This window comes from Pseudooceanicola aestuariicola, from assembly GCF_045763785.1.
Classification (GTDB): Bacteria; Pseudomonadota; Alphaproteobacteria; order Rhodobacterales; family Rhodobacteraceae; genus Pseudooceanicola.
Genome location: NZ_JBJGSF010000003.1, coordinates 110,831 through 136,501 on the forward strand (window position 1 = coordinate 110,831; position 25,671 = coordinate 136,501).

The 25,671-nt window shown below is 61.5% G+C and carries 28 protein-coding genes; 14 read left to right on the forward strand and 14 right to left on the reverse strand.

Going from position 1 to position 25,671, the window contains the following annotated elements:
• Window positions 1-116: 116 nt before the first annotated feature.
• From ACI3GR_RS12945 to ACI3GR_RS12990, 10 genes are all read left to right on the forward strand, one after another.
• Entirely contained in the window at window positions 117-1,508 is a 1,392-nt protein-coding gene (locus ACI3GR_RS12945) for a trypsin-like peptidase domain-containing protein (RefSeq protein ID WP_407495101.1), read from the forward strand.
• Window positions 1,508-2,815 (forward strand): replication-associated recombination protein A, encoded by a 1,308-nt coding sequence (locus ACI3GR_RS12950; protein ID WP_407495103.1) that lies wholly within the window; start codon window positions 1,508-1,510, stop codon window positions 2,813-2,815. Before ACI3GR_RS12945 ends, ACI3GR_RS12950 begins: the two co-directional genes overlap by 1 nt.
• Window positions 2,816-2,946: 131 nt before the next feature.
• A complete protein-coding gene (crcB, locus tag ACI3GR_RS12955; protein WP_407495105.1) occupies window positions 2,947-3,321 on the forward strand; it encodes a fluoride efflux transporter CrcB in 375 nt (124 codons plus the stop codon).
• Window positions 3,318-4,361 carry an RluA family pseudouridine synthase gene (locus tag ACI3GR_RS12960; protein WP_407495106.1) on the forward strand — a complete coding sequence of 348 codons (1,044 nt, stop codon included), beginning with the start codon at window positions 3,318-3,320 and terminating at the stop codon, window positions 4,359-4,361. The genes crcB and ACI3GR_RS12960 overlap by 4 nt, the downstream gene beginning before the upstream one ends.
• Window positions 4,361-5,029: an HAD-IA family hydrolase gene (locus tag ACI3GR_RS12965; protein WP_407495107.1), complete on the forward strand. Its 669-nt coding sequence runs from the start codon at window positions 4,361-4,363 to the stop codon at window positions 5,027-5,029. Before ACI3GR_RS12960 ends, ACI3GR_RS12965 begins: the two co-directional genes overlap by 1 nt.
• The gene (locus ACI3GR_RS12970; protein ID WP_407495108.1) at window positions 5,026-5,745 is read left to right on the forward strand and encodes an ATP12 family chaperone protein; all 720 of its coding nucleotides are present in this window, start codon (window positions 5,026-5,028) and stop codon (window positions 5,743-5,745) included. Before ACI3GR_RS12965 ends, ACI3GR_RS12970 begins: the two co-directional genes overlap by 4 nt.
• 241 nt (window positions 5,746-5,986) lie before the next feature.
• Window positions 5,987-7,006 (forward strand): amino acid ABC transporter substrate-binding protein, encoded by a 1,020-nt coding sequence (locus ACI3GR_RS12975; RefSeq protein WP_407495109.1) that lies wholly within the window; start codon window positions 5,987-5,989, stop codon window positions 7,004-7,006.
• Between the two features lie 133 nt (window positions 7,007-7,139).
• Window positions 7,140-8,360: an amino acid ABC transporter permease gene (locus tag ACI3GR_RS12980; protein ID WP_407495112.1), complete on the forward strand. Its 1,221-nt coding sequence runs from the start codon at window positions 7,140-7,142 to the stop codon at window positions 8,358-8,360.
• A 3-nt stretch (window positions 8,361-8,363) separates the two neighbouring features.
• Entirely contained in the window at window positions 8,364-9,662 is a 1,299-nt protein-coding gene (locus ACI3GR_RS12985) for an amino acid ABC transporter permease (RefSeq protein WP_407495113.1), read from the forward strand.
• Between the two features lie 27 nt (window positions 9,663-9,689).
• Entirely contained in the window at window positions 9,690-10,460 is a 771-nt protein-coding gene (locus ACI3GR_RS12990; RefSeq protein ID WP_407495574.1) for an amino acid ABC transporter ATP-binding protein, read from the forward strand.
• 66 nt (window positions 10,461-10,526) lie between these two features.
• On the opposite strand, the gene ACI3GR_RS12995 is transcribed toward ACI3GR_RS12990, so the two are convergent.
• The 4 genes from ACI3GR_RS12995 to argB form a co-directional block, all read right to left on the reverse strand.
• Entirely contained in the window at window positions 10,527-10,856 is a 330-nt protein-coding gene (locus ACI3GR_RS12995) for a DMT family transporter (RefSeq protein WP_407495115.1), read from the reverse strand.
• A gap of 67 nt (window positions 10,857-10,923) precedes the next feature.
• Entirely contained in the window at window positions 10,924-11,433 is a 510-nt protein-coding gene (locus ACI3GR_RS13000) for a SixA phosphatase family protein (RefSeq protein ID WP_407495117.1), read from the reverse strand.
• A 13-nt stretch (window positions 11,434-11,446) separates the two neighbouring features.
• Entirely contained in the window at window positions 11,447-12,136 is a 690-nt protein-coding gene (locus tag ACI3GR_RS13005) for a ferredoxin (RefSeq protein WP_407495119.1), read from the reverse strand.
• On the reverse strand, window positions 12,108-12,974 hold the full coding sequence (gene argB, locus ACI3GR_RS13010; RefSeq protein WP_407495120.1) for an acetylglutamate kinase: 867 nt from the start codon (window positions 12,972-12,974) through the stop codon (window positions 12,108-12,110). Before argB ends, ACI3GR_RS13005 begins: the two co-directional genes overlap by 29 nt.
• A gap of 184 nt (window positions 12,975-13,158) precedes the next feature.
• Between argB and ACI3GR_RS13015 the strand changes: the two genes are divergently transcribed.
• Window positions 13,159-13,740, forward strand: a complete 582-nt coding sequence (locus ACI3GR_RS13015) for an outer membrane protein (protein ID WP_407495122.1) — start codon at window positions 13,159-13,161, stop codon at window positions 13,738-13,740.
• Window positions 13,741-13,746: 6 nt separating this feature from the next.
• Here ACI3GR_RS13015 and yihA read toward each other — a convergent pair whose 3' ends face one another.
• The 5 genes from yihA to ttcA form a co-directional block, all read right to left on the reverse strand.
• Window positions 13,747-14,400, reverse strand: coding sequence for a ribosome biogenesis GTP-binding protein YihA/YsxC (gene yihA, locus ACI3GR_RS13020; protein ID WP_407495123.1), 654 nt, complete (start codon window positions 14,398-14,400; stop codon window positions 13,747-13,749).
• On the reverse strand, window positions 14,397-15,125 hold the full coding sequence (locus ACI3GR_RS13025; RefSeq protein ID WP_407495124.1) for an MOSC domain-containing protein: 729 nt from the start codon (window positions 15,123-15,125) through the stop codon (window positions 14,397-14,399). The genes yihA and ACI3GR_RS13025 overlap by 4 nt, the downstream gene beginning before the upstream one ends.
• Before the next feature lie 8 nt (window positions 15,126-15,133).
• On the reverse strand, window positions 15,134-16,948 hold the full coding sequence (gene yidC / locus ACI3GR_RS13030) for a membrane protein insertase YidC (RefSeq protein ID WP_407495125.1): 1,815 nt from the start codon (window positions 16,946-16,948) through the stop codon (window positions 15,134-15,136).
• 166 nt (window positions 16,949-17,114) lie between these two features.
• Window positions 17,115-18,662, reverse strand: coding sequence for a putative bifunctional diguanylate cyclase/phosphodiesterase (locus ACI3GR_RS13035; protein WP_407495126.1), 1,548 nt, complete (start codon window positions 18,660-18,662; stop codon window positions 17,115-17,117).
• 57 nt (window positions 18,663-18,719) lie between these two features.
• A complete protein-coding gene (gene ttcA / locus ACI3GR_RS13040; RefSeq protein WP_407495127.1) occupies window positions 18,720-19,583 on the reverse strand; it encodes a tRNA 2-thiocytidine(32) synthetase TtcA in 864 nt (287 codons plus the stop codon).
• Between the two features lie 114 nt (window positions 19,584-19,697).
• On the opposite strand from ttcA, the gene ACI3GR_RS13045 reads away from it, so the two are divergent.
• Window positions 19,698-20,942, forward strand: a complete 1,245-nt coding sequence (locus ACI3GR_RS13045) for an NAD(P)/FAD-dependent oxidoreductase (RefSeq protein WP_407495128.1) — start codon at window positions 19,698-19,700, stop codon at window positions 20,940-20,942.
• 3 nt (window positions 20,943-20,945) lie between these two features.
• Here ACI3GR_RS13045 and ACI3GR_RS13050 read toward each other — a convergent pair whose 3' ends face one another.
• From ACI3GR_RS13050 to rpmH, 5 genes are all read right to left on the reverse strand, one after another.
• Window positions 20,946-21,152, reverse strand: coding sequence for a hypothetical protein (locus ACI3GR_RS13050; RefSeq protein ID WP_407495129.1), 207 nt, complete (start codon window positions 21,150-21,152; stop codon window positions 20,946-20,948).
• Window positions 21,149-22,309, reverse strand: coding sequence for an aromatic ring-hydroxylating oxygenase subunit alpha (locus tag ACI3GR_RS13055; protein WP_407495130.1), 1,161 nt, complete (start codon window positions 22,307-22,309; stop codon window positions 21,149-21,151). Before ACI3GR_RS13055 ends, ACI3GR_RS13050 begins: the two co-directional genes overlap by 4 nt.
• Before the next feature lie 100 nt (window positions 22,310-22,409).
• Window positions 22,410-22,631, reverse strand: coding sequence for a membrane protein insertion efficiency factor YidD (yidD, locus tag ACI3GR_RS13060; protein WP_407495131.1), 222 nt, complete (start codon window positions 22,629-22,631; stop codon window positions 22,410-22,412).
• Entirely contained in the window at window positions 22,628-22,969 is a 342-nt protein-coding gene (gene rnpA, locus ACI3GR_RS13065; protein WP_407495132.1) for a ribonuclease P protein component, read from the reverse strand. Before rnpA ends, yidD begins: the two co-directional genes overlap by 4 nt.
• A 95-nt stretch (window positions 22,970-23,064) precedes the next feature.
• Window positions 23,065-23,199 (reverse strand): 50S ribosomal protein L34, encoded by a 135-nt coding sequence (gene rpmH / locus ACI3GR_RS13070; protein ID WP_005980833.1) that lies wholly within the window; start codon window positions 23,197-23,199, stop codon window positions 23,065-23,067.
• A 335-nt stretch (window positions 23,200-23,534) separates the two neighbouring features.
• Here rpmH and ACI3GR_RS13075 point away from each other — a divergent pair, with 335 nt between their 5' ends.
• Together ACI3GR_RS13075 and ACI3GR_RS13080 are read left to right on the forward strand one after the other, a co-directional pair.
• Window positions 23,535-24,248: a TVP38/TMEM64 family protein gene (locus ACI3GR_RS13075; RefSeq protein WP_407495133.1), complete on the forward strand. Its 714-nt coding sequence runs from the start codon at window positions 23,535-23,537 to the stop codon at window positions 24,246-24,248.
• Complete coding sequence (locus ACI3GR_RS13080; RefSeq protein WP_407495134.1) at window positions 24,245-25,663, forward strand: dihydrolipoyl dehydrogenase family protein; 1,419 nt, start codon at window positions 24,245-24,247, stop codon at window positions 25,661-25,663. The genes ACI3GR_RS13075 and ACI3GR_RS13080 overlap by 4 nt, the downstream gene beginning before the upstream one ends.
• Window positions 25,664-25,671: the final 8 nt, after the last annotated feature.

Consider the following 25,671-nt stretch of genomic DNA (forward strand, 5'->3'; position numbering starts at 1 on the left):
CCCGCAGATCGGGCCCTCGTCCTATTGGACGGGGGCCTTTTTCTTTGTCAGGAGTGTGCATCGCAAAGGCAGTGTCCGGGTTGCTTTTCCCGTGGCCGCTTCGCATATCTTTCCCGATGAAACGATTGATCCCCCTTGCCGCAATGGCCCTGTCGCTGGCCGTGTCGCCCGCGCTGGCTGAAACCCGCGTGCCGCAATCCATGGCCGAGGTGCAGCTGTCCTTTGCCCCGGTCGTCAAGCAGGCGACCCCTGCGGTTGTGAATATCTACGCCCGTCGCGTCGTCGCGCAGCGCAGCACACCGTTTTCGAATGATCCCTTCTTCCGCGAGTTTTTTCGAAACTTTGGCCCCTCGCGGCCCGAGGTTCAGAATTCTCTGGGCTCTGGCGTGGTACTGACAGACGACGGGATCGTGGTGTCGAACTATCACGTGGTCGGACGGGCGGATGACATCCGTGTGGTGTTGAACGACCGGCGCGAATTCACGGCGCAGGTGTTGTTGTCGGACGCTGAATCCGACCTTGCGATCCTGAAGATCGATAATGCGCCCGACGACATGGCGCATCTGGACCTGCGCGACAGCGACTCGGTCGAGGTGGGCGAACTGGTGCTGGCCATTGGCAACCCGTTCGGTGTGGGTCAGACGGTATCGTCGGGCATCGTGTCGGGCTTGGCGCGTTCGGGCACCGCAACGGGCTCTGCGCGCGGATATTTCATTCAGACTGACGCACCGATCAATCCCGGCAACTCGGGCGGGGCGCTGATTGATATGCAGGGTCAGTTGATCGGAGTGAACACCTCGATCCTGACGCGATCCGGCGGGTCGAACGGGATCGGCTTCGCCATCCCCTCGGCGCTGGTCGCGCAATTCGTCGATCAGGCGCAACAGGGCGCCGACCGGTTTCAGCGCCCTTGGGCTGGTATCTCGGGCCAAGAGGTCGATGCGGGCATGGCCGAAACACTGGGGCTGGACCGTCCCGGTGGTGTCATCGTGGCCGAGCTTCATCCGCTAAGCCCCTTTACGGCCGCAGGGCTGGAGGTTGGTGACGTTATCACCGCGGTCGACGAGCTTAGCGTCAACACCCCGCCCGAAATGATCTACCGCATGTCGGTCGCAGGCCTCGGTGCCTCGGCAGACGTGACCTTCGTTCGTAACGGTAAGGCGCAAAACGTATCCGTCGATCTGATCGCCGCGCCCGAAGACCCGCCGCGCAACCCGGTGACGACCGCCAGAAACGCGGCGATCCCCGGGGTCACGTTCGAGACTGTGAACCCCGCGGTGGCGTCGGAACTGACGCTGGACACGGGGACCCAAGGTGTCTTGATCGTTGATCCCGGTCCTTTGGGGGCGCGGGTGGGGCTGCTGCGGGGCGATGTGATCCAACGGGTCAACGGCATCGACGTGGCGGATAGCGAAACGCTGGCCGAGATCCTGACGCAGATCACTGGCCGGATGGAGTTGGGCCTGATCCGGGGTGGCCGCGCGATGACGCTGCGACTGCGCCTCTGATGGCTGATCTCTTCGACGATCCCACGGCCGAAGATAAGGCCCCACGCCCCCTGGCTGATCGGCTGCGCCCCAAGGCATTGGCGGATGTGATCGGGCAGGCACAGGTGTTGGGGCCGGACGCGCCCTTGGGCGTCATGCTGGCCTCTGGGTCTTTGTCTTCGCTTGTTCTGTGGGGACCGCCGGGCGTGGGTAAGACCACGATCGCGCGGCTATTAGCGGATGAAACCGATCTGGCCTTTGTCCAGATTAGCGCGATCTTTACCGGCGTCGCCGATCTGAAAAAGGTGTTTGAGGCCGCCAAACAACGCCGCCGCGCGGGGCAAGGGACACTGCTGTTCGTGGACGAGATCCACAGGTTCAATAAGGCGCAACAGGATGGGTTCCTGCCGCATATGGAGGATGGGACAATCCTTCTGGTCGGCGCCACGACGGAAAACCCGTCGTTCGAGCTGAACGCCGCCCTTCTAAGTCGTGCGCAGGTGCTGGTTCTGGAACGACTGGACCATGCCGACCTGACACGCCTGATGGACCGGGCCGAGGCAGAGTTGAAGCGCACCCTTCCGCTGACCGACGCTGCTAGGGTCGCATTGCAGGATATGGCCGACGGTGACGGGCGCGCGCTGCTGAACCTGATCGAACAGGTGGCGGCATGGAAGGTCAAAGACCCGTTGGACCCGGATGCCTTGGCCACCCGGCTGATGCGGCGCGCGGCGAAATACGACAAGTCCGGGGAAGAGCATTACAACCTGATCTCGGCCCTGCATAAATCCGTGCGTGGGTCCGATCCGGATGCGGCGCTGTATTGGTTTGCGCGTATGCTTGCAGGCGGCGAAGACCCCCGGTTCCTCGCCCGCCGCCTTGTTCGCATGGCGGTCGAAGACATCGGGCTGGCCGACCCACAGGCGCAGACCGTTTGTCTCGATAGCTGGAACACCTACGAACGGCTCGGGTCGCCAGAGGGGGAGCTGGCGCTAAGCCAGGCGGTCATCTATCTGGCCCTCGCCCCCAAATCGAACGCGAATTATGTGGCCTACAAGGGCGCGATGAACCTTGCGAAAAAGACCGGCAGCGCCATGCCGCCAAAACACATCCTGAACGCGCCGACCTCGATGATGAAGGATCAGGGCTACGGGTCGGGCTACAATTACGACCACGACGCCGAAGATGCCTTTTCCGGCCAGAACTACTTTCCGGACGGGGTCGCGCGACCTGACCTTTACCAACCGGTCGAGCGTGGCTTTGAACGCGATCTGAAAAAACGCGTCGAGTATTTCAACAAGCTGCGCCAGAAGCGTGGCGCTGACTGATCCCTTCATCTTTCCCGAAATACTCCAGGGGGCGGGGCGCAGCCTCGCGGGGGCAGCGCCCCCTCTGGCGTCGCAACACGCACGGACCTCAATACATTGACTCCGGCCCGATCCTTGGCCATGACCCGCGCATGATCCAAACCCTGATATATGTGGCGCTTGGTGGCGCGGTCGGCGCGTCGGCGCGGTACCTGACGGGCCTTGCGGCGATCCGCATCATGGGCCCCGGCTTCCCATGGGGGACGCTGGTGGTGAACGTGATCGGGTCATTCCTGATGGGCGTGCTGGTCGTCGCTCTGGCGCAGTTTTCGGCGAACCGTTTCGCGCCGCTGCTGATGACAGGCCTTCTGGGTGGGTTCACGACATTTTCGGCCTTTTCGCTGGACGCGGTGACGTTGTGGGAACGCGGCGACACAAGCGCAGCAGCGGCCTATGTGGCCGTATCGGTCATTCTTTCGCTCGCCGCTTTGCTGGCAGGGCTATTCATTGCAAGGGGCCTCGGATGAGCGGCGTTCAACATATCACGGTGCCCGATGCGGATGCGGATCAGCGGCTGGATCGTTGGCTGCGGACGCTTTTCCCGCAGCTGACGCAGGGACGGATCGAAAAGATGTGCCGCAAGGGCGATCTGCGCGTCGACAAGGGGCGGGTGAAACCCGCCACGCGGCTAGAGCCTGGGCAGGTCGTGCGCGTGCCGCCGATCCCCGACACGCAGGCCCCGGCGCCAGAGCCGAAATCCAGGCTCAGCGAAGACGACGCACGGATGATCCGGGACTGCGTGATCTACAAAGACGACCACATCATCGCGTTGAACAAACCGCCCGGCCTGCCGACCCAAGGGGGCAGCAAGCAGACCCGCCATGTTGACGGCCTGGCCGAGGCGTTAATGTTCGATCTGGATGAAAAGCCGCGGCTGGTGCACCGGTTGGACAAGGATACCTCGGGTGTTCTGGTGTTGGCGCGGACGCGGGCGGCGGCGCAGGGGCTGACGGCGGCGCTACGCCACAAGCAAACGCGCAAAATCTACTGGGCCTTGGTCGCAGGTGTCCCGACCCCGTATCTGGGTGAAATCCGCTATGGTCTGGTCAAGGCTGGCGGTCACGGCAAAGGCGGGGAGGGCGAGAAGATGCGCGCCGTTCACCCGAACGAGGTTGCCTCCACCCCCGGTGCCAAGCGGGCGCATACCTATTACGCGACGCTCTACCGTGTGGCGGGGCGCGCGTCTTGGGTCGCGCTAGAGCCGCTGACGGGCCGGACACACCAGTTGCGGGCCCATATGGCCGAGATCGGGCATCCGATTATCGGCGATGGGAAATACGGCGGCTCGGGTCAGGACAACTTGGGGGATGGCTGGGGCGCGCAGTTGGGCGGGGTGATTTCCCGCAAGCTGCATCTGCATGCCCGGTCAATGACGTTCGAGCATCCGATCACCGGCAAGCAGATGACGGTGACAGCCCCGCTGCCCGATCACATGGCGCAAAGCTGGGACACCTTGGGCTGGGCCGAAGATATCGCCGCCGATGACCCGTTCGAGGAGCTGCATTAATGCGGCTTGTGATCTTCGACGTGGATGGGACGCTGGTGGACAGTCAGGGCGACATCGTCGCCTCGATGGGCGCGGCATTTCAGGCGGTGGGGATTGAGGCACCGGATCGCGCGGCGATCCTGTCGATCGTGGGCCTGTCGCTGGACCATGCGATGCTGAAGCTGGCGCCCGACGCGGATGCCGCCACGCGCGATACAATGGTCGCCGAATACAAGTCCGCCTATCAGGCGCTGCGGATCAAGGCCGGCGCGGCGTCTAGCCCGCTATACCCGGGCATCCGCGACGCGGTTGAGGCGCTGGCCCGGCAGCCTGAAACCCTGCTGGCCATCGCCACCGGAAAATCGCGGCGGGGGCTGGTGTCGCTGTTGGACAATCATGGTTGGTCGAACCTGTTCCACAGCCAGCAGGTCGCGGATGACCATCCGTCGAAGCCAAACCCATCGATGATCCTGACCGCGCTGGTCGAAACCGGGGTCGAGGCAAGTGATGCGGTGATGATCGGGGACACGACGTATGACATGCAGATGTCCGCTGCGGCTGGCGTGCCCTTTATCGGCGTTGACTGGGGCTATCACCCCGCGACGTCGCTGACCGAGGCGCGTGAAATCGTGTCTGAGGCCGGTGATCTAATCCCGGCCATCGACCGCGTATTGGGAGAGCGAGCATGAGCGAATGGGCCCCGAAACGGTTCTGGAAAACCGTCGACGTCACCGAAGTGGATCAGGGTTTCTCGGTCACTTTGGACGGGCGTCCGGTTAAAACGCCTGCAAAGCGCGCGTTGACCCTGCCGACGCGGGCGATGGCTGATATGGTGGCTGCGGAATGGGACGCGCAGGTCGAAAAGGTCGATCCTATGACCATGCCGGTCATGCGCGGTGCGAATGCGGCAATCGACAAGGTGGCGGTGCAACATGCCGAAGTGGCCGACATGCTGGCCGCCTACGGGGACAGTGATCTGCTGTCCTACCGCGCGGACAGCCCCGCGGGTCTGGTTGCGCGGCAGGCAGAAGGGTGGGACCCGCTGTTGGACTGGGCCGAGGGACGATTTGGCGGTCGTTTGAAGGTGTTCAGCGGTGTCATGCACGAACCTCAGGATCCGATCTTGTTGGCCGCCATGGCCAAGAGTGTCCACGATATGAGCGATTTCGAACTCGCCGGGTTTCACGATCTTGTGTCCCTGTCGGGGTCGTTGATCATCGGGTTTGCCGCCGCGTGGGACCAATCCGCTCCCGAGGCCCTGTGGGACCTGAGCCGCATCGACGAAGACTGGCAGGCCGAGCAATGGGGCGTTGATGAAGAAGCGGCCGAAGCGGCGGGAATCAAACGTGAATCGTTTCTGAATGCGAAACAGTTCTTTGACGCCTCTCGCGGCGAAAACGGGTAAACCAGACAATTCTCCGCATGGATTTGACCAAATGGTCCGCCGACGCCTCTTGGGCGGTCAATTGACTCTGGGTCAACGCGCGATTGTTTGATTTTCTTGATGTTTCACTTGACCCTTTGAAATGAATCGACCCAAACTCTTGCCATGCTGACGGGAGGATACCCACAGTATCGTACAGGGCCGAACACAGGTCCTAACGTTCCACACCCGAATGGGCGTGGTTAAACAGGAAGAGGTAAAAATGAAAAAATCCGTACTTTTCGGCGCACTGACCGTTGCTGGCCTCGCGGCTGGCGCAGCTGGCGCGGCGACCCTTGACGACGTCAAGGCGCGCGGCAAGCTGAACTGCGGCGTGACGACCGGTCTGACCGGCTTTGCAGCCCCCGACGCCAATGGCGAATGGGAAGGCTTCGACGTTGCCGTCTGCCGTGCCGTTGCCGCAGCCGTTCTGGGCGATCCCACCGCGGTCGAATTCGTTCCCACCACCGGCAAGACGCGCTTTACCGCGCTGGCCTCGGGCGAAGTCGACATGCTGGCACGTAACACCACGTGGACCCTGTCCCGTGACGTTGACCTGAAGTTCACCTTCGTGGGCGTCAACTACTACGACGGTCAGGGCTTCATGGTTCCCAAGGCACTGGGCGTTTCGTCTGCCAAGGAACTGGACGGCGCGACCGTCTGTATCCAGACCGGCACCACGACCGAGCTGAACCTGGCCGATTTCTTCCGCGCCAACAACATCAGCTATGAGCCGGTTCCGATCGAAACCAACGCCGAAGCGCAGCAGCAGTATCTGGCTGGCGCATGCGACGTTTACACGACGGACGCATCCGGTCTGGCCGCAACGCGTGCCACGTTCGAAGCACCGGGCGACCACGTCGTTCTGCCGGAAATCGTGTCCAAAGAGCCGCTGGGCCCGCTGGTCCGTCACGGCGATGACGAGTGGGGCGATGTCGTCCGCTGGTCGCTGAACGCGATGATCGCAGCAGAAGAGCTGGGCATCACCTCCGAGAACGTCGAAGGCATGGCGTCCGAGGCTGGCAGCAATCCGGAAATCAACCGGATCCTCGGCACCGAGGGCAACCTGGGCGAAATGCTGGGTCTGGACGCTGACTGGGCCAAGAACATCATCGCATCCGTGGGCAACTACGGCGAAGTGTTCGAGGAAAACATCGGTGAATCCACGCCGATCGGTCTGTCGCGCGGTCTGAACGCACAGTGGACCAACGGTGGTCTGCTGTACTCGCCGCCGTTCCGCTAAGACTTAAGGGAAGGGCGCGGACAACCTCCGCGCCCTTTTCACTTTTGTAACCCGGGCCATAACCGGGGGCATGATTGCCGGCCACTTGCGCACAGACGCAGCTGAATAACAGGCCGGAGAACGGGGAATTTGCATGACCACTTTGACCGACCCTCCTCAGGAGTCGTTCCGGCTATCCATGCTGTTGAACGATACGCGGTATCGTTCGCTGACACTTCAGGCCATCACAGCTGTCTTGCTGGCATTGGCCATCTGGTATCTGGCGGGGAACCTGATCCAGAACCTGCGGGCAGCCGGGCTGAACATCGCCTTTGACTTCCTGAAAAACCCTGCCGGGTACGACATCAACCAGACCCTGATCGACTACACGAACCAATCGACGCATGGACGCGCGGCTGTTGTTGGGATCCTGAACACACTCCTCGTTGCTTTCTTGGCCTGTGTCACCGCGACGATCTTTGGGGTGATCGCGGGCGTGCTGCGGCTTTCGAACAACTGGCTGATCAAGAAGCTGATGGCCTTTTACGTCGAGATCTTTCGCAACATTCCGGTTCTGATCTGGATCATCATCATCTTCACCATCATGACAGCGGTCATGCCCGGTGCGCGTGCCTATCTGGGGGAAGACCCGGATAAGAACCTGCTGTTGGGGCTATTTGCCTTCACCAACCGCGGTGTCTATGTGCCAGCGCCTGTATGGGGCGACGGATCGTGGGTTGTCGTGGCGGTCTTTTTGCTGTCGGTCGCCGCGGTCTTTGCCTATCGGCGCTATGCGAAAAAGATGCTGTATTCGTCGGGCAAACTGCTGCCGACGGGCTGGCCATCATTGCTTATTCTGATCGTGCCGTCGGTTCTGGTGTTCTTTATCATGGGCCAGCCGATCGGTCTGGACCTGCCGGACCCGCTGGCCAACCGCTTTAACTTGCGGGGCGGCTTGCAGATCGGTGCACCGCTGATCGCCTTGTGGTTCGCGCTGTCGATCTACACCGGCGCCTTCATCGCGGAAAACGTTCGGGCCGGGATCCTGGCCGTCAGCAAGGGTCAGTCCGAAGCGGCTTCGGCCCTTGGGTTGCGGCCGGGTCGGGTCATGAACCTTGTGGTTCTGCCTCAGGCGCTGCGCGTGATCATCCCGCCGTTGATTTCGCAATACCTGAACATCACCAAGAACTCGTCTCTGGCAATCGCCGTGGGCTACGCTGACATCACCGCAACTCTGGGCGGCATCACGCTGAACCAGACGGGACGGGCGATCGAATGCGTGCTTCTGCTGATGCTGTTCTATCTGACGATCTCACTGCTGATCGCGGCGTTCATGAACGTCTACAATGCATCCATCAAGCTGAAGGAGCGCTGAGTTATGTCTGATACCCATGCTCAAACCGTTGCCTTCGTGCGCGACACTCAGATCCCGCCTTCGCCGCCTCCGGCGTCCGAGGTGGGGCCGATCAAGTGGATGCGGACCAACCTGTTCGCGACGATCCCCAATGCCATTCTGACACTGGTCGCGCTGTACGTGATCTATATCGTGCTGGCCAAGACCCTGCCTTGGATTCTGAACGGTGTCTGGGATGCGCCCAGCCTGACGGCATGTCGCGAGATTCTGGACGGAGGCCGGGGCGCTTGTTTCGCGGTGCTTAGCGAACGCTGGCACCAACTGATCTACGGCTTCAAATACCCAAGCGAAGAATACTGGCGTCCGAACCTAGCCTTCGTGCTGTTCCTGTTTGCCGCTGCACCGGTGCTGTTCTACCGGTTGCCGCGCAAGCTGCTGATCGGCACGGCGCTGTTCCCGTTCGTGGCCTACTGGCTGATCTGGGGCGGTTCGATCCTGATCCCGCTGATCGCGCTGGCCGGGTTTGTCGCGGGCGCGTTGGTGTACCAGAGGTTCGTTGCAGGTAGCTTTGCCGCCGGGTTCTTCGGCGCTGTGGCTGTGGCGATGCTGGTTTGGATCATCGGCGGTAAGCTGTTGCCGGAAGGGATTTCTGAAAACGCCTTCCTGCCGGCCGTGCCGTCCCGTGATCTGGGTGGGTTCATGCTGAACTTTATGCTGGGGGTGACCTGTGTGTCGCTTTCGGTGCCCTTGGGGATCGTGCTGGCGCTGGGGCGTCAGTCGTCGATGCCGTTGATCAAGTGGATCTGCGTGATCTTTATTGAATTCATCCGGGGCGTGCCGCTGATCACGCTGCTGTTCGTGGCATCGGTGATGCTGGCGTATTTCTTCCCGCCGGGCACGACCACCGACCTGTTCCTGCGCGTGGTGATCATGATCACCATGTTCTCCTCTGCCTATATCGCCGAGGTGATCCGGGGCGGTCTCGCTGCCCTGCCGCGCGGCCAGTACGAAGCAGCGGACAGTCTGGGTCTGGATTATCCGCAGGCGATGCGGCTGATCATCCTGCCGCAGGCGCTCAAGATCTCGATCCCCGGGATCGTGAACGTCGCAGTGGGCCTGTTCAAGGACACGACACTGGTGTCGGTGATCTCGATGTTCGACCTGGTCGGCATGATCCGTGGCCCGATCTTGGCGTCGTCGGAATGGAACGGCGTCTACTGGGAGCTGTTTGGCTTTGCCGCGCTTCTGTTCTTTGTCGTCTGCTACGGCATTTCCCAATACTCGCAATGGTTGGAGCGGCAGCTCGCAACCGACCACCGCTAAGGAGTGGCTGCAATGAATGATACTGTGATGACGCCTGCCGCAACTGGGATGAAAATCTCGGACGAGGTCGCCATTGATATCGTCAACATGAACAAGTGGTACGGAACGTTCCATGTTCTGCGCGACATTAACCTGACGGTGAACCGGGGCGAACGGATCGTTATCGCGGGCCCGTCCGGGTCCGGTAAATCGACGATGATCCGCTGCATCAACCGGCTGGAAGAACACCAGAAGGGCAAAATCGTCGTCGACGGGACCGAACTGACCAGCGATCTTAAGAACATCGACAAGATCCGGTCCGAGGTTGGCATGTGCTTTCAGCACTTCAACCTGTTCCCGCATCTGACGATCCTAGAGAACTGCACGCTGGCCCCGATCTGGGTGCGTAAGACGCCCCGGAAAGAGGCCGAAGAAACGGCGATGCATTTCCTTGAGAAGGTGAAGATCCCTGAACAGGCCGACAAATATCCCGGCCAGTTATCCGGTGGTCAGCAGCAGCGTGTGGCGATTGCCCGGTCGCTGTGCATGAAGCCGCGGATCATGCTGTTCGACGAACCGACCTCGGCGCTTGATCCGGAGATGATCAAAGAGGTGCTCGACACCATGATCGAGCTTGCCGAAGAAGGCATGACCATGCTCTGCGTGACGCACGAGATGGGCTTTGCCCGTCAGGTTGCGAACCGCGTGATCTTTATGGATCAAGGTCAGATCGTCGAACAGAACGAGCCTGAAGAATTCTTCAACAACCCGAAAAGCGAACGGACCAAGCTGTTCCTGTCGCAGATCCTTGGGCACTGAACCTTTCGTCAGAACCATGCAGCGGGGCGGCCATTCGGTCGCCCCTTTGCGTTGGTGGCCTTAGCCTTAGTGGACTGAGGTCTTGGACATCAGGTTCAGGATCAGAACGCCTGCGATAATCAGCGCCATGCCAAGCACGCCCCAGAGGTCCATTTTCTGCCCATAGATCAGCCACCCGGCGATCGCGACCAGAATGATCCCGCAGCCCGACCAGATGGCATAGGCGGTGCCCACGGGCAGTGTCCGCAGGGTGATCGACAAGAAGTAGAAGGCAAAGCCGTATCCGACGACAACCAAAGCAGAGGGCACGGCCTTGGTGAACCCATCCGCCGCCTTGAGAGATGTCGTCGCGATCACCTCGCTGATGACAGCGAGCAGCATGTAGATATAGGGCATTGGGGCCTCCGGCACTGTAGACAGGTCCGGGCTATCAGGCCGGGGCAGGGGTGTCACGCCATGGCGGTCAGGCGTCGGTGTCTTTCCCGATCAATTCGCGCGGGGTGATAAAGTTCACGACCCGCGACGTGCCGAAATGACCGGCCTTCCAATCCTCTAGCGGCACATCGACCACCAAGGTCGCGCCAGTCGGATAATCGGCAAAGCGGGCGTGGGGCGGCGGCGTTGTTACCAGACGTTGGGCAAATTCACCGATGCCGGGATTGTGGCCGATGATCATCGCGCTGGCCCCTTCGGCCTGTTGCAGCACCTGAAGGATGCGGTCGGGTTCGGCAAGGTACAGATCAGGACGCAGGATCAGCTGGCCGTCCATTTTCAGGTTTTCGAACGTTTCGATCGTACGTGCGGCGTCAGAGCAAAGGATCACCTCTGGCGCGATGCCATTGTCGCGAAACCACTTGCCAAGCGCCTTTGCCGACTTGCGGCCGCGTTTGTTCAGGGGGCGGTCATGGTCGTCTTGGCCGGGGGTGGCCCAGCTGGACTTGGCGTGCCGCATAAGGATCAGACGTTTGGTCATTAACCGGGCCGGACTAACTAAACTGGGACATGTGGTACGCTGAATGTGCCTCCACTCTGCCATAGGATTTTCCGATCGGGCAAGCGCGGCGTGCGCGGCAGCCTGAGGACATGCAATCGTTATCAGGCGTCCCAACCAGATAGCTTTTACAAGATTTAGTGTCATAGCCCGCGCCGCCAAGGGCGCTGACCGGGCAGGCCGTCAGGCAGGGGCGGTCAGCGCAGCTTGTGCAGGGGCTGGGCCCGGGCGCTGGCACATCTATGGCCTGCGATAGGGCTAGCGCGCCGCGAAACGACAGGAACAGGCCTGCGCGGTCATGGACAAGCATCCCGACCGGAGAGCTGTGGGCAAAGCCCGAGGCCAGCGCCCAGCCGATGAATGGCTGAAAAGGTGGGCCACCAAAGGGATAAAGCGGCGTTGCGCCTAACTTAGCGGCCAAAGCGTCAATGACACGGCGCGACCAGCGGTCCATCGGGTCGGGCTGTCCATCCCTGTATTCCGGGGTGTCGATGAACATCGGCCAAAAGCGCGGCTCGTCCGGGGACAGCATCAAAAGCGTCTGCGTCCCCGGTGGCAGGTCGTCGCGCGTGGCACATTTGTCAGTGCCAAGGGCTGCTGTGATCGTCAGGTGCTGCTGGTTGGCCTGACGCTCAAGCTGCGCCAGCGTTGGCACCTTAGCCGCGGATGATGGAACCGGCGCCATGTTCGGTGAACAGTTCCAGCAGGGGGGCGTTCGGCAGTTTACCATCCATGATCACGGCCGCGCGCACGCCCTTGGCGACCGCTTCCAGCGCGGTTTCGACCTTGGGGATCATCCCGCCCGAGATAGTGCCGTCCTCGATCATCTCGCGCACATCGGCCGAGGTCAGTTCGGTGACAACGTGCCCTTCCTTGTTCTTCACGCCCGGCACGTCCGTCAGTAGCAGCAGGCGGTCGGCTTTCAACGCGCCAGCGATAGCCCCGGCGGCGGTGTCGCCGTTCACGTTGAAGGTTTCGTTCGAATCCATACCGGTCGCAACTGGCGCGATCACGGGGATGATGCCCGCGCTGAACAGATCGTGAAGGACCTGAACGTTCATTTCGACCGGTTTGCCGACAAAGCCCAGTTCCGGGTCGTCCGCTTCGGCCACCATCAGGTCGTCGTCCTTGCCGGACAGGCCGACTGCGCGGCCACCTTCGTCCATGATGGCCTGAACGATGCGCTTGTTCACAAGGCCGGTCAGGACCATTTCGACCACTTCGACGGTGGCTTGGTCAGTCACACGCTTACCGCGGACAAAGTGGCTTTCGATGCCCAGCTTATCCAGCATCTGGTTAATCATCGGGCCGCCACCATGCACGACAACAGGGTTCACACCCACCTGCCGCATCAGAACGATGTCGCGGGCAAAATCGGCCATTTCTTCGACGCCGCCCATGGCATTGCCGCCAAATTTGACCACGACAATCGCCCCCGCAAAGCGCTGCAGATAGGGGAGGGCTTCGGACAGGGTGCGGGCGGTGGCGATCCAGTCGCGGTTCATGGTGTTCTGTTTTCTCATTTTCCGGGCCCTTCGGTGGGTCAATCCCGTTGATACGGCCAGTTCCCGCCACTGCCAAGGGCCCAATAGGCACATTTATGCCACATGTTTCGCCGGCTTTTGACAGTGCGGGACCCGAAGCGCACATACCGCGTTGACGTCATGAGAGCGCAAAACGCGCCCAACGGAATGAAGGAGACGTTTCATGAAACGCATCAAGACATTTGTCATCGGGTCCGCCATCGCAATGACCGCAGGGACTGCCGCATTGGCTGGCAACCCGGTCGAAGCCCCCGCCGATCCGGTTATTGTTGAGCCGGTCACCCCCGTGATCGCCAGCCGCGACTGGACTGGTCCCTACCTCGGCACGTCGCTGGGTTATGGCGACTATGACGCCGGTGGTGCAAACGGCAGCGGCGCAAGCCTGGGTGGTTTTGCCGGTTACGACTATGACTTTGGCAGCATCGTCGCAGGTGGCGAAGTTCAGTACTTTGGCAACGACATCACCATCGGTGGCACGGCGCTGAACCAAGTGACGCGCGTCAAAGGCCGTCTCGGCTATGATGCGGGCAACGTGCTGCTGTACGGGACCGGTGGTTACACCAACGCGCAATCGTCGGCCGGTAACGGCGACGGCTACGTTGCTGGTTTCGGCATGGACTACCAGTTCGCCAACGGTGTGACGCTGGGTGCCGAATATCTGTACAACGAATACGACAACTTTGCCGGTACGGGCACCAAGCTGACCGGCAACACGATCGAAGCGCGCCTCGGCTTCCGCTTCTGATCTAGGTTAGTCGATCCCTGCGATGATGCTTCGCAGGGTCGCAATTCCTTCGCCTTTTTCCGAGCTGGTCAGAACCAGTTCGGGGAAGGCGGCAGGATGCTTGGCAAGAGCCTCTCGTGTAATGCGGAGGCTCTTTTCCAATTCCGTCTTCCGGACCTTGTCGGTCTTGGTCAGGACGGTCTGAAAGGTCACGGCTGCGCTGTCCAGCAGGCTCATGATCTCCTCATCCACCTTTTTCACACCATGGCGTGCGTCGATCAGCACGAAGGCCCGGCGCAGCGTCTGGCGACCACTGAGGTATTGTTTCAGCAGGCGTTGCCATTTTTCGACGATCGGAAGCGGCGCATTGGCGTAGCCATAGCCCGGCAGGTCGACCAGATAGCCGCGTTCGGCAAGCGTGAAATAATTGATTTCCTGCGTCCGGCCCGGCGTGTTCGACGCACGGGCAAGGTTTTTGGTACCTGTCAGCGCGTTGATCAGGCTGGATTTGCCCACGTTCGATCGGCCAGCAAAGCACACCTCCATCCTATCGGCGGGGGGCAAGCCATCCATGGCGACGACGCCTTTGACGAACTGGGTTTCGCCCGCGAACAGCAACCGGCCATTTTCCAGTGCCTGCGCGTCTGGCTCTTCAACCTCGGGAAAGGGTAGCTGAGTCATTTTATGGTCACCTCATCACCGATGCGAAGTTTTCCGCCTTTGGTCACAATCAACCCGACAGAGAAATCCTGATGACCATAGTCTTCTAGAATATCGAGTGTCGGGACATCGCGGACGCCCGTATCCGTGTTGACGGTGGTCGCCATGCAACGGTCGATCCGTTGGGCAACGCGGGCCTCGGCCTCTCCGATCTGTACAATCTTGCCGACCCAATCGAATTCTTCCCAGGGCTTCAGCCCGTCCAGGAAGATGTTGCACCGCCACCGGTGGATTTGAAACGGATGTGCGGCCTTGGCCGCAACGGCGTCGTGACTGGCAAGGCTGGCCATAGTGATCGTGGGGGCCATGGTATCCGTCAGGCCACGCTCGGCCGGGGCTGGTACTAATTGCGTCGGGTCAGCGCGTCCGGCATCGACAAGGGGGCGCACCCATTCGATCAGGGCCGGACCATCGGTCGTGGGATCAATCGACAGGTCAGGACGGTCGGGGTGGCTTAGGTGAAGTTTGTCGCCTTCGGTGCGCAGCGATACCGCCATCAACTGCGGCGATGACGCGCCACGGATGAAATTCACGCAACGGTTCCAATCGCCATCCACCAGCTTCGCAGCCTCATGCGCCACGCCAAAACGACGGTCGCCGGGCAATGTCTGCCCGGCGATCAAGTCGACCTCCGTCACCTCTTCGCGGCTAATGGCCTTGATGGGGTGACGGTATATCGCGGCCACGCGGGCCGTCATTTTTCAGCGGCTTTCTTGCGGCTAAAGCTTTTCCGGATATTGCCGAAAACGTCCGGCTTGAACCCGTGACTGCGCATGATCGCGTACTGCTGGATGAACGTAATCGTGTTGTTCGTAATCCAGTAGAGAACCAGACCGCTGGCGAAGTTGCCCAGCATGAACATGAACACCCAAGGCATCCAGGCAAAGATCATCTGCTGGGTCGGGTCGGTGGGCGCCGGGTTCAGTTTCTGCTGCAGCCACATGGAGATACCCAGCAGGATCGGCAGAACGCCAAGGCTGATGATCGCCAAGAAGCTTTCCGGATCGGGTGCTGCGAAGGGCAGCAGGCCGAACAGGTTCAGGATAGACGACGGATCGGGGGCGCTAAGGTCGCGGATCCAGCCGACCCAAGGGGCGTGGCGCAGCTCCAGCGTGACGAAGATCACCTTGTAGAGGCTGAAGAAGATCGGGATTTGCAGAAGGATCGGCAGACAGCCCGATGCGGGGTTCACCTTTTCCTTCTTATACAGCTCCATCATGCCTTTCTGCATCTTCTGGCGGTCGTCGCCGGCCTTTTCCTTCAGCGCTTCCATCTGCGGTTGCAGTTCGCGCATCTTCGCCATGGAGGCGTAGGATTTGTAGGCCAGCGGGAACAGGATCGCCTTGAGCAGGATGGTCAGGGCGATGATCGACCAGCCCATGTTGCCGATGATGCTGTTCAGCCAGTGCAGGACAGCAAAGATCGGCTTGGTCAGGAAGAAGAACCAGCCCCAGTCGATCGCGTCGACAAAGCGGGTCACGCCTTCGTCGTTTTCGTAGTGGCGGATGGTGGTCCATTCCTTGGCCCCCGCAAACAGGCGCGTTTCGCTGGAGGCCGAGGCGCCGGGCGCGACGTCAAGCGTCGGCAGAACGGCGTCGGTTTGGAAAATCGCACGGCTGGGGAAGTACTTGGCGGTCGACCGGAAAGATCCGTCCGGAATGATCGTCGACATCCAGTAGTGGTCGGTGAAGCCGATCCAGCCGCTTTCGGCCACTTCCAGACGTTCTGCAGGCACGCCTTCGCGGTCGTCGATGTCGTAATCTTCGATATTGCCGTAGCTTTGCTCTTCCAGCTCACCATCGGACATGCGGATCAGGCCTTCGTGCAGGACGAAGAATTTTTTCAGATCCGACGGGATGCCATGGCGACGCAACAGCGCGTAGGGCCGCAGCGAAATGGCATTATCTGTCGTGTTCTCAACGCCTTGCGTGACGGTGAACATGTAATCTTCGTCGACAGAAATTTCGCGGGTGAAGATCAGGCCAGAGCCATTATCCCAGGTCAGCGTGACCGGGGTGTCGGTCGTCAGGGTCGTGTTGCCGCGCGGCGTCCAGATGGTGTCTTCGCCGGGCAGGGCACCTGCGTCGACGCCAGAGACCGGGATCCAGCCGTAAAGCGCGTAAAACGGGTCGCGGGCGCCTTCGGGGCGCAGCACGGTGACCTCGGTCGCGCCGGGCTCCAGGCTGGTCATGTAGTCCTTAAGGCTCAGATCATCGATCTTGCCGCCGCGCAGGTTGATCGACCCGTCGATGCGGGCGGTGTCGAAGGTCAGGCGCGGGGCATCTTCTTCGGCGTCGGTGACGGGCGCGGTCGGCGCGGTGGCACCGGCCGTATCCTGCGAGGTCTGCGGGGTCATGGGCGCGGCTTCGGCGTTTTCGGCCTGCTGCGTAGTTTCGGGCGCGTTGGGATCCTGCGTCGCCTCGGGCGGCGGGAAAAAGATGAACCACGCGACGATCACGATAAAGCTGAGTACCGTTGCGAGAATGAGGTTCTTATTCTGGTCGTCCATTGCGCCCGTTCCGTTCGAATTGAAAGGTAGGTGGGTTCAACAGACGTAGGGGTCAAAGGTCAAGGCGGAATCGGGAAAACGTGACGAACTGGCCTGTTTTCTTGATCACCCTGCGGTGATCGGATCGGCCTTTGGCGGGACAATGCGTTGGTATCGGAGACCGGCCTTACCCGTTCTTGCGCGTGATCCGAGGCGCATCTTCCAGAGTGGCATTGTGATTGCGCAGCCAGTCCCCCGTCGCCTCGAACGGCATGGGACGGCCGATCCCGAAGCCTTGCACGTGGTCGCATCCGAGTTGCGCCAGCATCGTATGCTCCCCGGGCGTTTCGACACCTTCGGCCAGCGTTTCCAGCCCCAGCCGTTCCGCCATCGTGAGGATGGCAGAAATCATCCGCTGTTGCTCTGCATCGCGGTCGACCTTCATGACAAAGCTGCGGTCAATCTTGATCCGGCTGACAGCGAAGCGGCGGATGGAAGAGATCGAGGCGTGACCCGTGCCAAAGTCATCCAGATCGATACGACAGCCCAAACGGGCGAGGCCATTGACGTTGCGGGACACGACATCCTCGGGCGAAGCGGCGACCACGGTTTCCAACACCTCGATCGACAGGCGATGCGGCGCCAGATCATATCGGTCCAATTCCCATTTGACCTTATCGATCAGCTTGGGATTGCGCAGTTCATCCGATGAGAAGTTGACGGCGACCGTCGGCACATCCAGCCCGGCCTCGTCCCACTGGCGCAGGGCAGCGAGGGATTGTGTCAGCATGACTTCGCCCAACCGGGCGAGTTTTCCGGCGTTTTCCAGCACGGGCAGGAAGTCGGCAGGGGCGATGGGGCCACGATCGGCGTGGGTCCAGCGGGCCAGCGCCTCGAACCCCGTAATGCGACCGGTGTCGGTCGAGATCTGCGGTTGGAAATTGGGGTGGATTTCCCCGTTTTCCAGTGCAGCCGCAGCCTCATCCGCGAAGATGTGGCGCGACCGTTCGGTGCGTCGCAATTCGTCAGAGTAGGACCGAATCGCCGAAGGCGCGTTGCGGATGGCTTCGCCCAAGGCGGTCGCTGCGGCGTCGATCAGGCCTTCGCCCGTCGGTTCCGATGCGCGGCTGCCCATGCAGAACCCGATCGAGGCGGACACGTAGATGATGGTGTTGTCCAGAACGATCGGCTCTTCCACGGCGGATTGCAGGCGGCTGGCCATTTGGATGGCTGTTTCGATGTCCAGATGTGCGACCGGCGCGATCGCGATGCCAAAGCTGCTGCCGCCCGTTCGGCAGATCAGGTCCTGATCGCGCAGGGCACCGCGTAGCCGTTGCGCGGTTTTGATCAGCACGTGATCGGCGGCAGAGCGTCCATATCGGTCTGAGATCACGTCGAAATCGTCCAGAGCGACCATGTAACAAGCGGTCGCCCGCCGCGACGACAGGGTACCCGCCATCACCGCCGTCGTCATGGCCTGCAGCGAATCGCGCAAGGGCAGGCCGGTGACGCTGTCGCAGCCGCGGATCGGGGCGATGGGTTGGGCGGAAAAACCACCCAGCAGGGCGAAAAGCACCGGCAGGCCTAAGGCGGTGGCGATCAGGCCGGGTTCGCCCGCGAACCAGAAGGCCGCCAAGGCCAGCGCGGGCAGAAAGGCCAGCGTCTGAGGCCCGATGAGCATCTGGCGCAGGCGGTGCCGCACGGCCGCTGCATGCTGTTTGATTGGCCGATCCATCTGGCCCCCGAAAACATCTGTTCAGGGGCAGGCTAGAACCAAGTGCCTTACATCAATTTAACGCAAGGTCGGGATATCGTCTTTTTCTGCTGCGCTTTCGGCCCGCATCAGCCCGGCAAAGTCGAAAAGCTTGGGGTCGAGCATGTGTGACGGTCTGATATTCATCAGGCTGCGGAACATAACCTGCCGCCGACCAGGGGAGTTTTTCTCCCAGCCATCAAGGATTTGCTTCACCTGCTGGCGCTGCAAACCGTCTTGCGACCCGCACAGGTCGCAAGGAATGATTGGGTAATTCATAGCGCGGGCGAATTTTTCGCAATCGGCCTCTGCCACATGGGCTAGGGGGCGGTAGACGAACAAATCGCCCTCTTCATTCAACAGTTTGGGCGGCATCGTCGCCAGACGGCCGCCGTGGAAAAGGTTCATGAAGAACGTCTCGAGGATATCGTCGCGGTGATGGCCTAGCACGACTGCGGAACAGCCTTCTTCGCGCGCGATGCGATACAGGTTGCCCCGCCGAAGTCGTGAGCATAGGGCGCAATAGGTGCGGCCTTGGGGCACCTTATCCACCACGATGGAATAAGTGTCCTGATATTCGATACGGTGCGGCACCTGCATCTTTTCCAGAAACTCTGGCAGGACGGTCGCGGGGAACCCGGGTTGCCCCTGATCAAGGTTGCAGGCCAACAGATCAATCGGCAGCAGGCCGCGCCACTTCAGCTCGTACAGGATTGCCAGAAGGGTATAGCTGTCCTTGCCGCCCGACAGGCACACCAGCCAGCGGCTGCCCGGTTCGACCATGCCGTATTGATCCACCGCCTCGCGCACGTTTTGCACGATGCGTTTGCGCAGCTTCTTGAATTCGGTGCTTTTGGGCGCACCGTGAAACAGGGGATGGATATCGTCGAGGTCGTCCAGCATGAGGCGGCTATCGCATTTTGGCGCGTCTAACGGAAGAGGCGACGGCGGGGATGGCGTCTTTTGTCGGGGCAAGGCAAGCTAATGCTCGACAGGATGCTAAGGATCGGGCGGGGCATGAGCGATTTTGATCTGGCCATCATTGGCGCCGGGGTCGTGGGGACCAGCACGGCGCTTTGGGCGGCGATGCGGGGACACCGGGTGGTGTTGATCGATCCGGCCACGCCGGGGTCAGGGACGTCTTCTGGCAATGCGTGCACCATCGCGACCTATGGCTGTTTGCCGGTCAACGATCCTTCTGTGCTGACGGGCTTGCCGGGATTGCTGCTTGGCGGAGACTCTCCGCTATCGGTCAACTGGGCCTATGCCATGCGCCATCCGGGTTGGATGCTGCGGTTTTTGTCGAACTGCCGCGCGGTGAAGTCCGAACGGATTGCGCGGCGTCTGGCGGGATTGTTGTCACATGCGGATGCAGGGTTGAACCCGCTGATCGAAGAGGCCGGGGCAAGCGATCTGATGGTGGAGCGCGGTCAATTGTCGGTCTGGTCTACAGACACGGCGGCGCGGGCGGCTGAGGCCGGATTGCAAAGGCGGCGACAGTTGGGTGTGTCCTGGGTCGAGGTGTCGCCAGAAGCGGTGCCAGAGATCGAGCCGGGCCTTGCGCTGCCGATCGCGCGGGCTGTGCATTTCCCTGACGCGCGGCATGTGCAGGACCCGGAGGCCTTGGTGCAGCGGTTCTACGCACGGTTTCTGGCTTTAGGCGGGGACAGCGTTGCGCAGACGGCTGCAAAGGTCGAGGACCGTGAGGGTGGCGCCATCGTTCACCTACTAACCGGCGATAGCATATCGGCTGCGCGCGTCGTCGTGGCGGGTGGGGCGTTTTCGGCGCGGATCACAGGCGGCGGGGCGACGGATCTGCCGCTGGGCGTGGAGCGGGGGTACCACGTGCTTTACGCGGGCGAAGGGCATCGCGTCACGCGACCCGTCGGATGGGGAGAGGGCGGGTTTTATGCCGTGCCGATGGCCAAAGGGCTAAGGCTGGCGGGCACGGTCGAGATCGCGTCGCTGGATGCGCCACCGAACCGGAAACGTTTGGCCTATCTACAGCGGCGCGGCCAAGAGATGTTCGGCGATCTGCCTGCCCCCTCGGGTACTTGGCTGGGCCATCGCCCCACGATGCCGGATTCCTTGCCAATGATCGGGTTCGCGCACGGATCGTCGCGTATTCTGCATGCCTTCGGGCATCAGCACCTTGGCCTGACGTTAGGCGGGATCACCGGGCGGATCATCACCGATCTGGCCGAAGGGCGTCAGCCGAACATGGACATCAAAGGCTTTGATCCGGCACGCGCCTTTGCGTGACGCCTAGATGCAGCCCAACTGGCGCAGCTCATCCTCGATCATTTTGGCGGTCTGGCTTCCGGCCTCCAGCGCGTAGACCAGCGCATGGGTCAGGTAGAAGGCGCGCGGCGTGCCCTGTGACGTCTGTCCGGCCTCGTGATAGAGGCCCGACAGGGTCAACGGATCGGCCCCCTGATGGGCGGCCAGTAGCCGGGTATCTAGATCGCTCATTCCGCGGCCATGGGTTTTGCGGCCATACGCTCGGCCACCCAAAGGTGGAAGCAGTGCGTCGGGCCGTCCATTGCAGGTGAAAAGCGGCCACCGTCAAAACCTGCCGCGTGCCGCCCGCGTTGCATGCCTTCGACGACAAAGATGTCTTCTTCGAAGACCTCTTTCCAAAGGGCAGCATTCTTCTGGCGCAGGGCTGGGTCGGTCTGGTCGGTGGCGTAGTACAGGTGGATATGCTCGGCCGTTGCCTCGGTACCCTTAGGCTCCAGGATGATCGCGAAGGCATGGTCCTTTTGCACGCCCAGCAGCACGTTCGGATAGAGCGCGACGTATTCTGCGCCCGTCTTCCATTGCGATGACAGTCCGGGGAAATCGGGAAAAACGGTGCCGTCCTCGGCTTTGATCTGACGATAGAGGGTCGATCCCTGTCCGGAATATTGCCCCGGCGCTTCGATATTATAGTGGTCTTCCAGTCGGGAATAAGAATTCAGGCCGGGATGCACCCAAGGCAGGTGGTAGCTTTCGCAGTAATTTTCGACGGCCAGCTTCCAGTTCGTGCGGACGTCCAGCGTGAAAGTACTGTCGGGGCCGCCGTGCGACAGGGGGCTGTCAAAGTCCGACCAGCGGGCGATCAGGTCAGCGTGACGGTCTTCGAACGCCGGGGCATCGCCGCTGAGGTTCACAAAGACGATGTCGCGCCAGATGTGCGTGCGCACGGGTGTCAGGCCCAGTGTGTCGCGATCCAGATCGGCGTGGGTGTTCATGCCCGGCCCGCCGACATGGGGCGTGGCGACCAGCTTGCCTTTCGTCGAATAGCACCACGAATGATAGGGGCAGCGAATGGCGCCTTCGATCTTACGCGGTTCAGACACAAGGATCATGCCGCGATGGCGGCAGGTGTTATAAAAGACGCGGACATCGCCATCCTTGTCTCGGATCAGCAAAAGCGGCGTACCAAGGAAATCGAGGGGCAGCGCGTCCCCCGGTTCGGGGACCTGAGAGGCCACGGCCAACCCGGCCCATTGCGTGGCGATTAGCGCCTCGCGTTCGGCGGCAAAGACGGCCGGGTCGATGTAGTGGCTGTTGGGCAATCCCTGCGCCACCGCGATCGGGCGGGCAACCGCGGCAAGGGCGGTGTCGGGCGACAGATCGTCTTTCATCAGGCTCCCTTTCGGCTGGGTGCCCAATGCTAGGAAATCCGCGGCGATAGGGTCTGGTACAGGGGCGACATACATGTGTCGCTTTGCGAACGCGGGCGGGTTAGTCGGGGACGTCGTCCACGCCTATGCCGCCCCAAGGGTGACAGCGCGAGATTCGCCGCAGCGTCAGCCATCCGCCCTTAAGACCGCCATGTTTGCGCAAAGCTTCCAGCGCATAGGCCGAACAGGTCGGGTCATAGCGGCAGTTGTGTCCAACCCAGGGCGAAAAGACCGCGCGATAGGCCCGGACCGGAAGGGAGAAGAGGGTGGCGAGGGGACTCATCCATGCAGCTTTCGCAGGGCGTACAGGAAATCCGACTGCAGGTCGGTGAAGGCACGGTCAGCCGTATTGCCACGATTGCCGATCAGCACGTAATCCCAGCCGGGCTTGCCGTGCTTGGCCACCAGTAGGCGGGCCACTTCGCGCAGGCGGCGCTTGGCACGGTTCCGCGCGACTGCATTGCCGACCTTCTTAGAACAGGTAAAGCCAACACGGATCGTGTCGTCGTCATCGCCGCGTCGTCGCCCCTGCACCAGCATGCCCTTGGTCCCCTGACGCCGCGCGCGGGCGCAGGCAAGGAAATCCGGGCGCTTTTTCAGGGTCTCGACAGGTGTCGTCATCGCAATGGTCCGCACAAGCGAAAACCGCCCGGGCAGTTGCCCCGGCGGTTTAAATCTTCACTGTCCCGATGCCCGAGCATGTCGGGCGTCCGGACTTATGCGCTCAGCGACTTGCGGCCGCGGGCACGACGTGCGTTTAGGATCTTCCGGCCGGCCTTAGTGGCCATGCGTGCGCGGAAGCCGTGACGCCGTTTGCGCACGAGGTTCGAGGGTTGGTAGGTGCGTTTCATCGCTCCGTCTCCGTATACTTGCGCCTTGCGGCGGATGGCGCGCCATGCGCGGCGCAAGGGGTCTGATGTGCGAAGCCGGGCCGGGTAAAAGGAATCGCCCGCCGGTCCGCAGGTGTTCGAAGCCCGGTCTATAGAAGGGGGGTGATCATATGTCAAACGGGCAGATCGCGGTTTGCGCAGATTTTCCCACAGCGTCAAGCTGGTCGGCCGGACATGCTGGTCCTGTTGCAATAAAGCCTTAGGTTTCAGGTGATCAAGGCCTCGTGATGGGGCTTTTCACACTGCCCCGCGCTGGTCATTCTGCGTCGGTCCATCCCTGACGCGCAAAGGCCGCCATGTCTGACAGTTCTCCTTCTGCCCTACGTCGCTTTGGGCCTTTGATCCTGCTGATCGTGCTGGCGGTTCTGGCCTATTGGCAATTCGGCGATCGACTGAGTTTTCAAACGCTTCAGACAGGGCACGAAGCTTTAGAAGCCTACCGGGATCGCCATTACGCGCTGACCCTGATCCTGTTCGTCCTTGTTTACGCAGCGATTGTCGCATTGTCCTTGCCCGGTGCAACGGTCGCGACGCTGACGGGTGGGTTCCTATTCGGCATGTGGCCCGGCACGCTGTTGAACGTGCTGGGGGCCACCATCGGTGCGATCTGCATTTTTCTTGCCGTGCGGGCAGGGTTTGGCCGTGTGCTGACCGCCAAGATCGATGCGCAGCAGGGCCGGATCGCGCGGATCAAGCAAGGTCTGGACCGCAACCAGTGGCCGATGCTGTTTTTCATTCGGTTGGTGCCCGTCATTCCCTTCTTTGCGGCGAATCTGCTGCCCGCATTGCTGAACGTGCCGCTGTCACGCTTTGCGATCTCGACAGCTTTGGGCATCGTGCCGGGGGCGCTGGTCTATACCTCGGTCGGGGCGGGCTTGGGCCGTGTGCTGGAAGAGGGCGGCAGACCGGACCTCGGTATCATTTTCGAACCCTTCATCCTCTTGCCCCTTCTGGGTCTTGCGGCACTGTCGCTGATCCCGATCTTTTTTCGCGGAAAGGCGCCCGTATGACCACTGACAAGAATGATGTGGATTTGATCGTCATTGGCGCGGGCGCGGCGGGGCTGTCGATGGCGTCAGGTGCGGTTCAGATGGGCCTGCGTGTCGTGCTGGTCGAAGGGCGCGAGATGGGCGGGGATTGTTTGAACTATGGCTGCGTGCCGTCCAAAGCGCTGATCGCGGCGGCTGGTCAGGCGCAGGCAATGCGCGTGGCGGACAAATTCGGGATCAAGGCGGTGTCTCCGCAGGTCGATTTCAACGCGGTGATGGAGCATGTGGCCGATGTGATCGCGCAGATCGCGCCGCACGACTCGGTAGACCGGTTCGAAGGGCTGGGGGTTCAGGTGATCCTTGGGCACGCCCGGTTCACCGGCGCTGACACGATCCAAGTGAACGGCGAAAGCCTGCGCGCCCGCCGTATTGTTCTGGCCACCGGATCACGCCCCTTCGTGCCGGACATTCCCGGGCTTGATCAGGTGGATTACCTGACGAACGAAACGATTTTTGACCTGCGCGCACAGCCCGATCATCTGATTATTCTTGGCGGCGGGCCTATTGGGACTGAACTTGCGCAGGCTTTCGCCCGTTTGGGATCGCAGGTCACGCTGATCGAACGCGGCACGATCCTGAAGCGCGAAGACCCGGAGGCCGTCGATCTGGTGCGTCAGGCGCTGATTGCCGATGGGGTGCACCTGCGCGAAAACGTGGACGTGGAACAGGCTGGCAAGGGCGCGGGCCCGTGGGTTGAGGCCGGGGGGGAGCGGATCGAAGGCTCTCATCTATTGGTTGCGACGGGGCGGGCGGCGACGGTGGATGGCCTTGGTCTGGATAAGGCTGGGGTCGATCACGACGCCAAGGGGATAAAGGTCGACGCAAGCCTGCGCACGTCGAACCGCAAAGTCTATGCTATTGGCGACGTCGTCGCGGATGCACCCAGTTTCACCCATGTTGCGGGCTATCATGCGGGCGTGGTGATCCGTCAGGTCGTCCTTGGATTGCCAGCCAAGGCCGATCACAGCCTGATCCCGCGCGTCACATATGCCGCCCCGGAGCTGGCCCAGATCGGGATGACAGAGGCCGAGGCGCGACAGGCGCATGACGACATTCAAGTGATCCGGCAGGAGATGTCTGCCAATGACCGTGCCCGTGCGGATCGGTCCACCACCGGCTGGATGAAGCTGATCCTTCACAAGGGTAAGCCCGTGGGCGTCACGATTGTCGCCCCGCATGGAGGAGAGATGCTGGCCCCGTGGGCGCAGGCGATGGCAGCCAAAACCCGGCTATCCAAGCTGTCGGGCATGGTTCTGCCCTATCCCACGGTGTCGGAACTGGCGAAATCGGCCGTGGGGACCTATTTCTCAGGTAAACTATTTGGTAATCCGTGGGTTGAAAGGGCAGCGCGTCTGATCCAGCGGATCATACCCTAAGCCCCGTA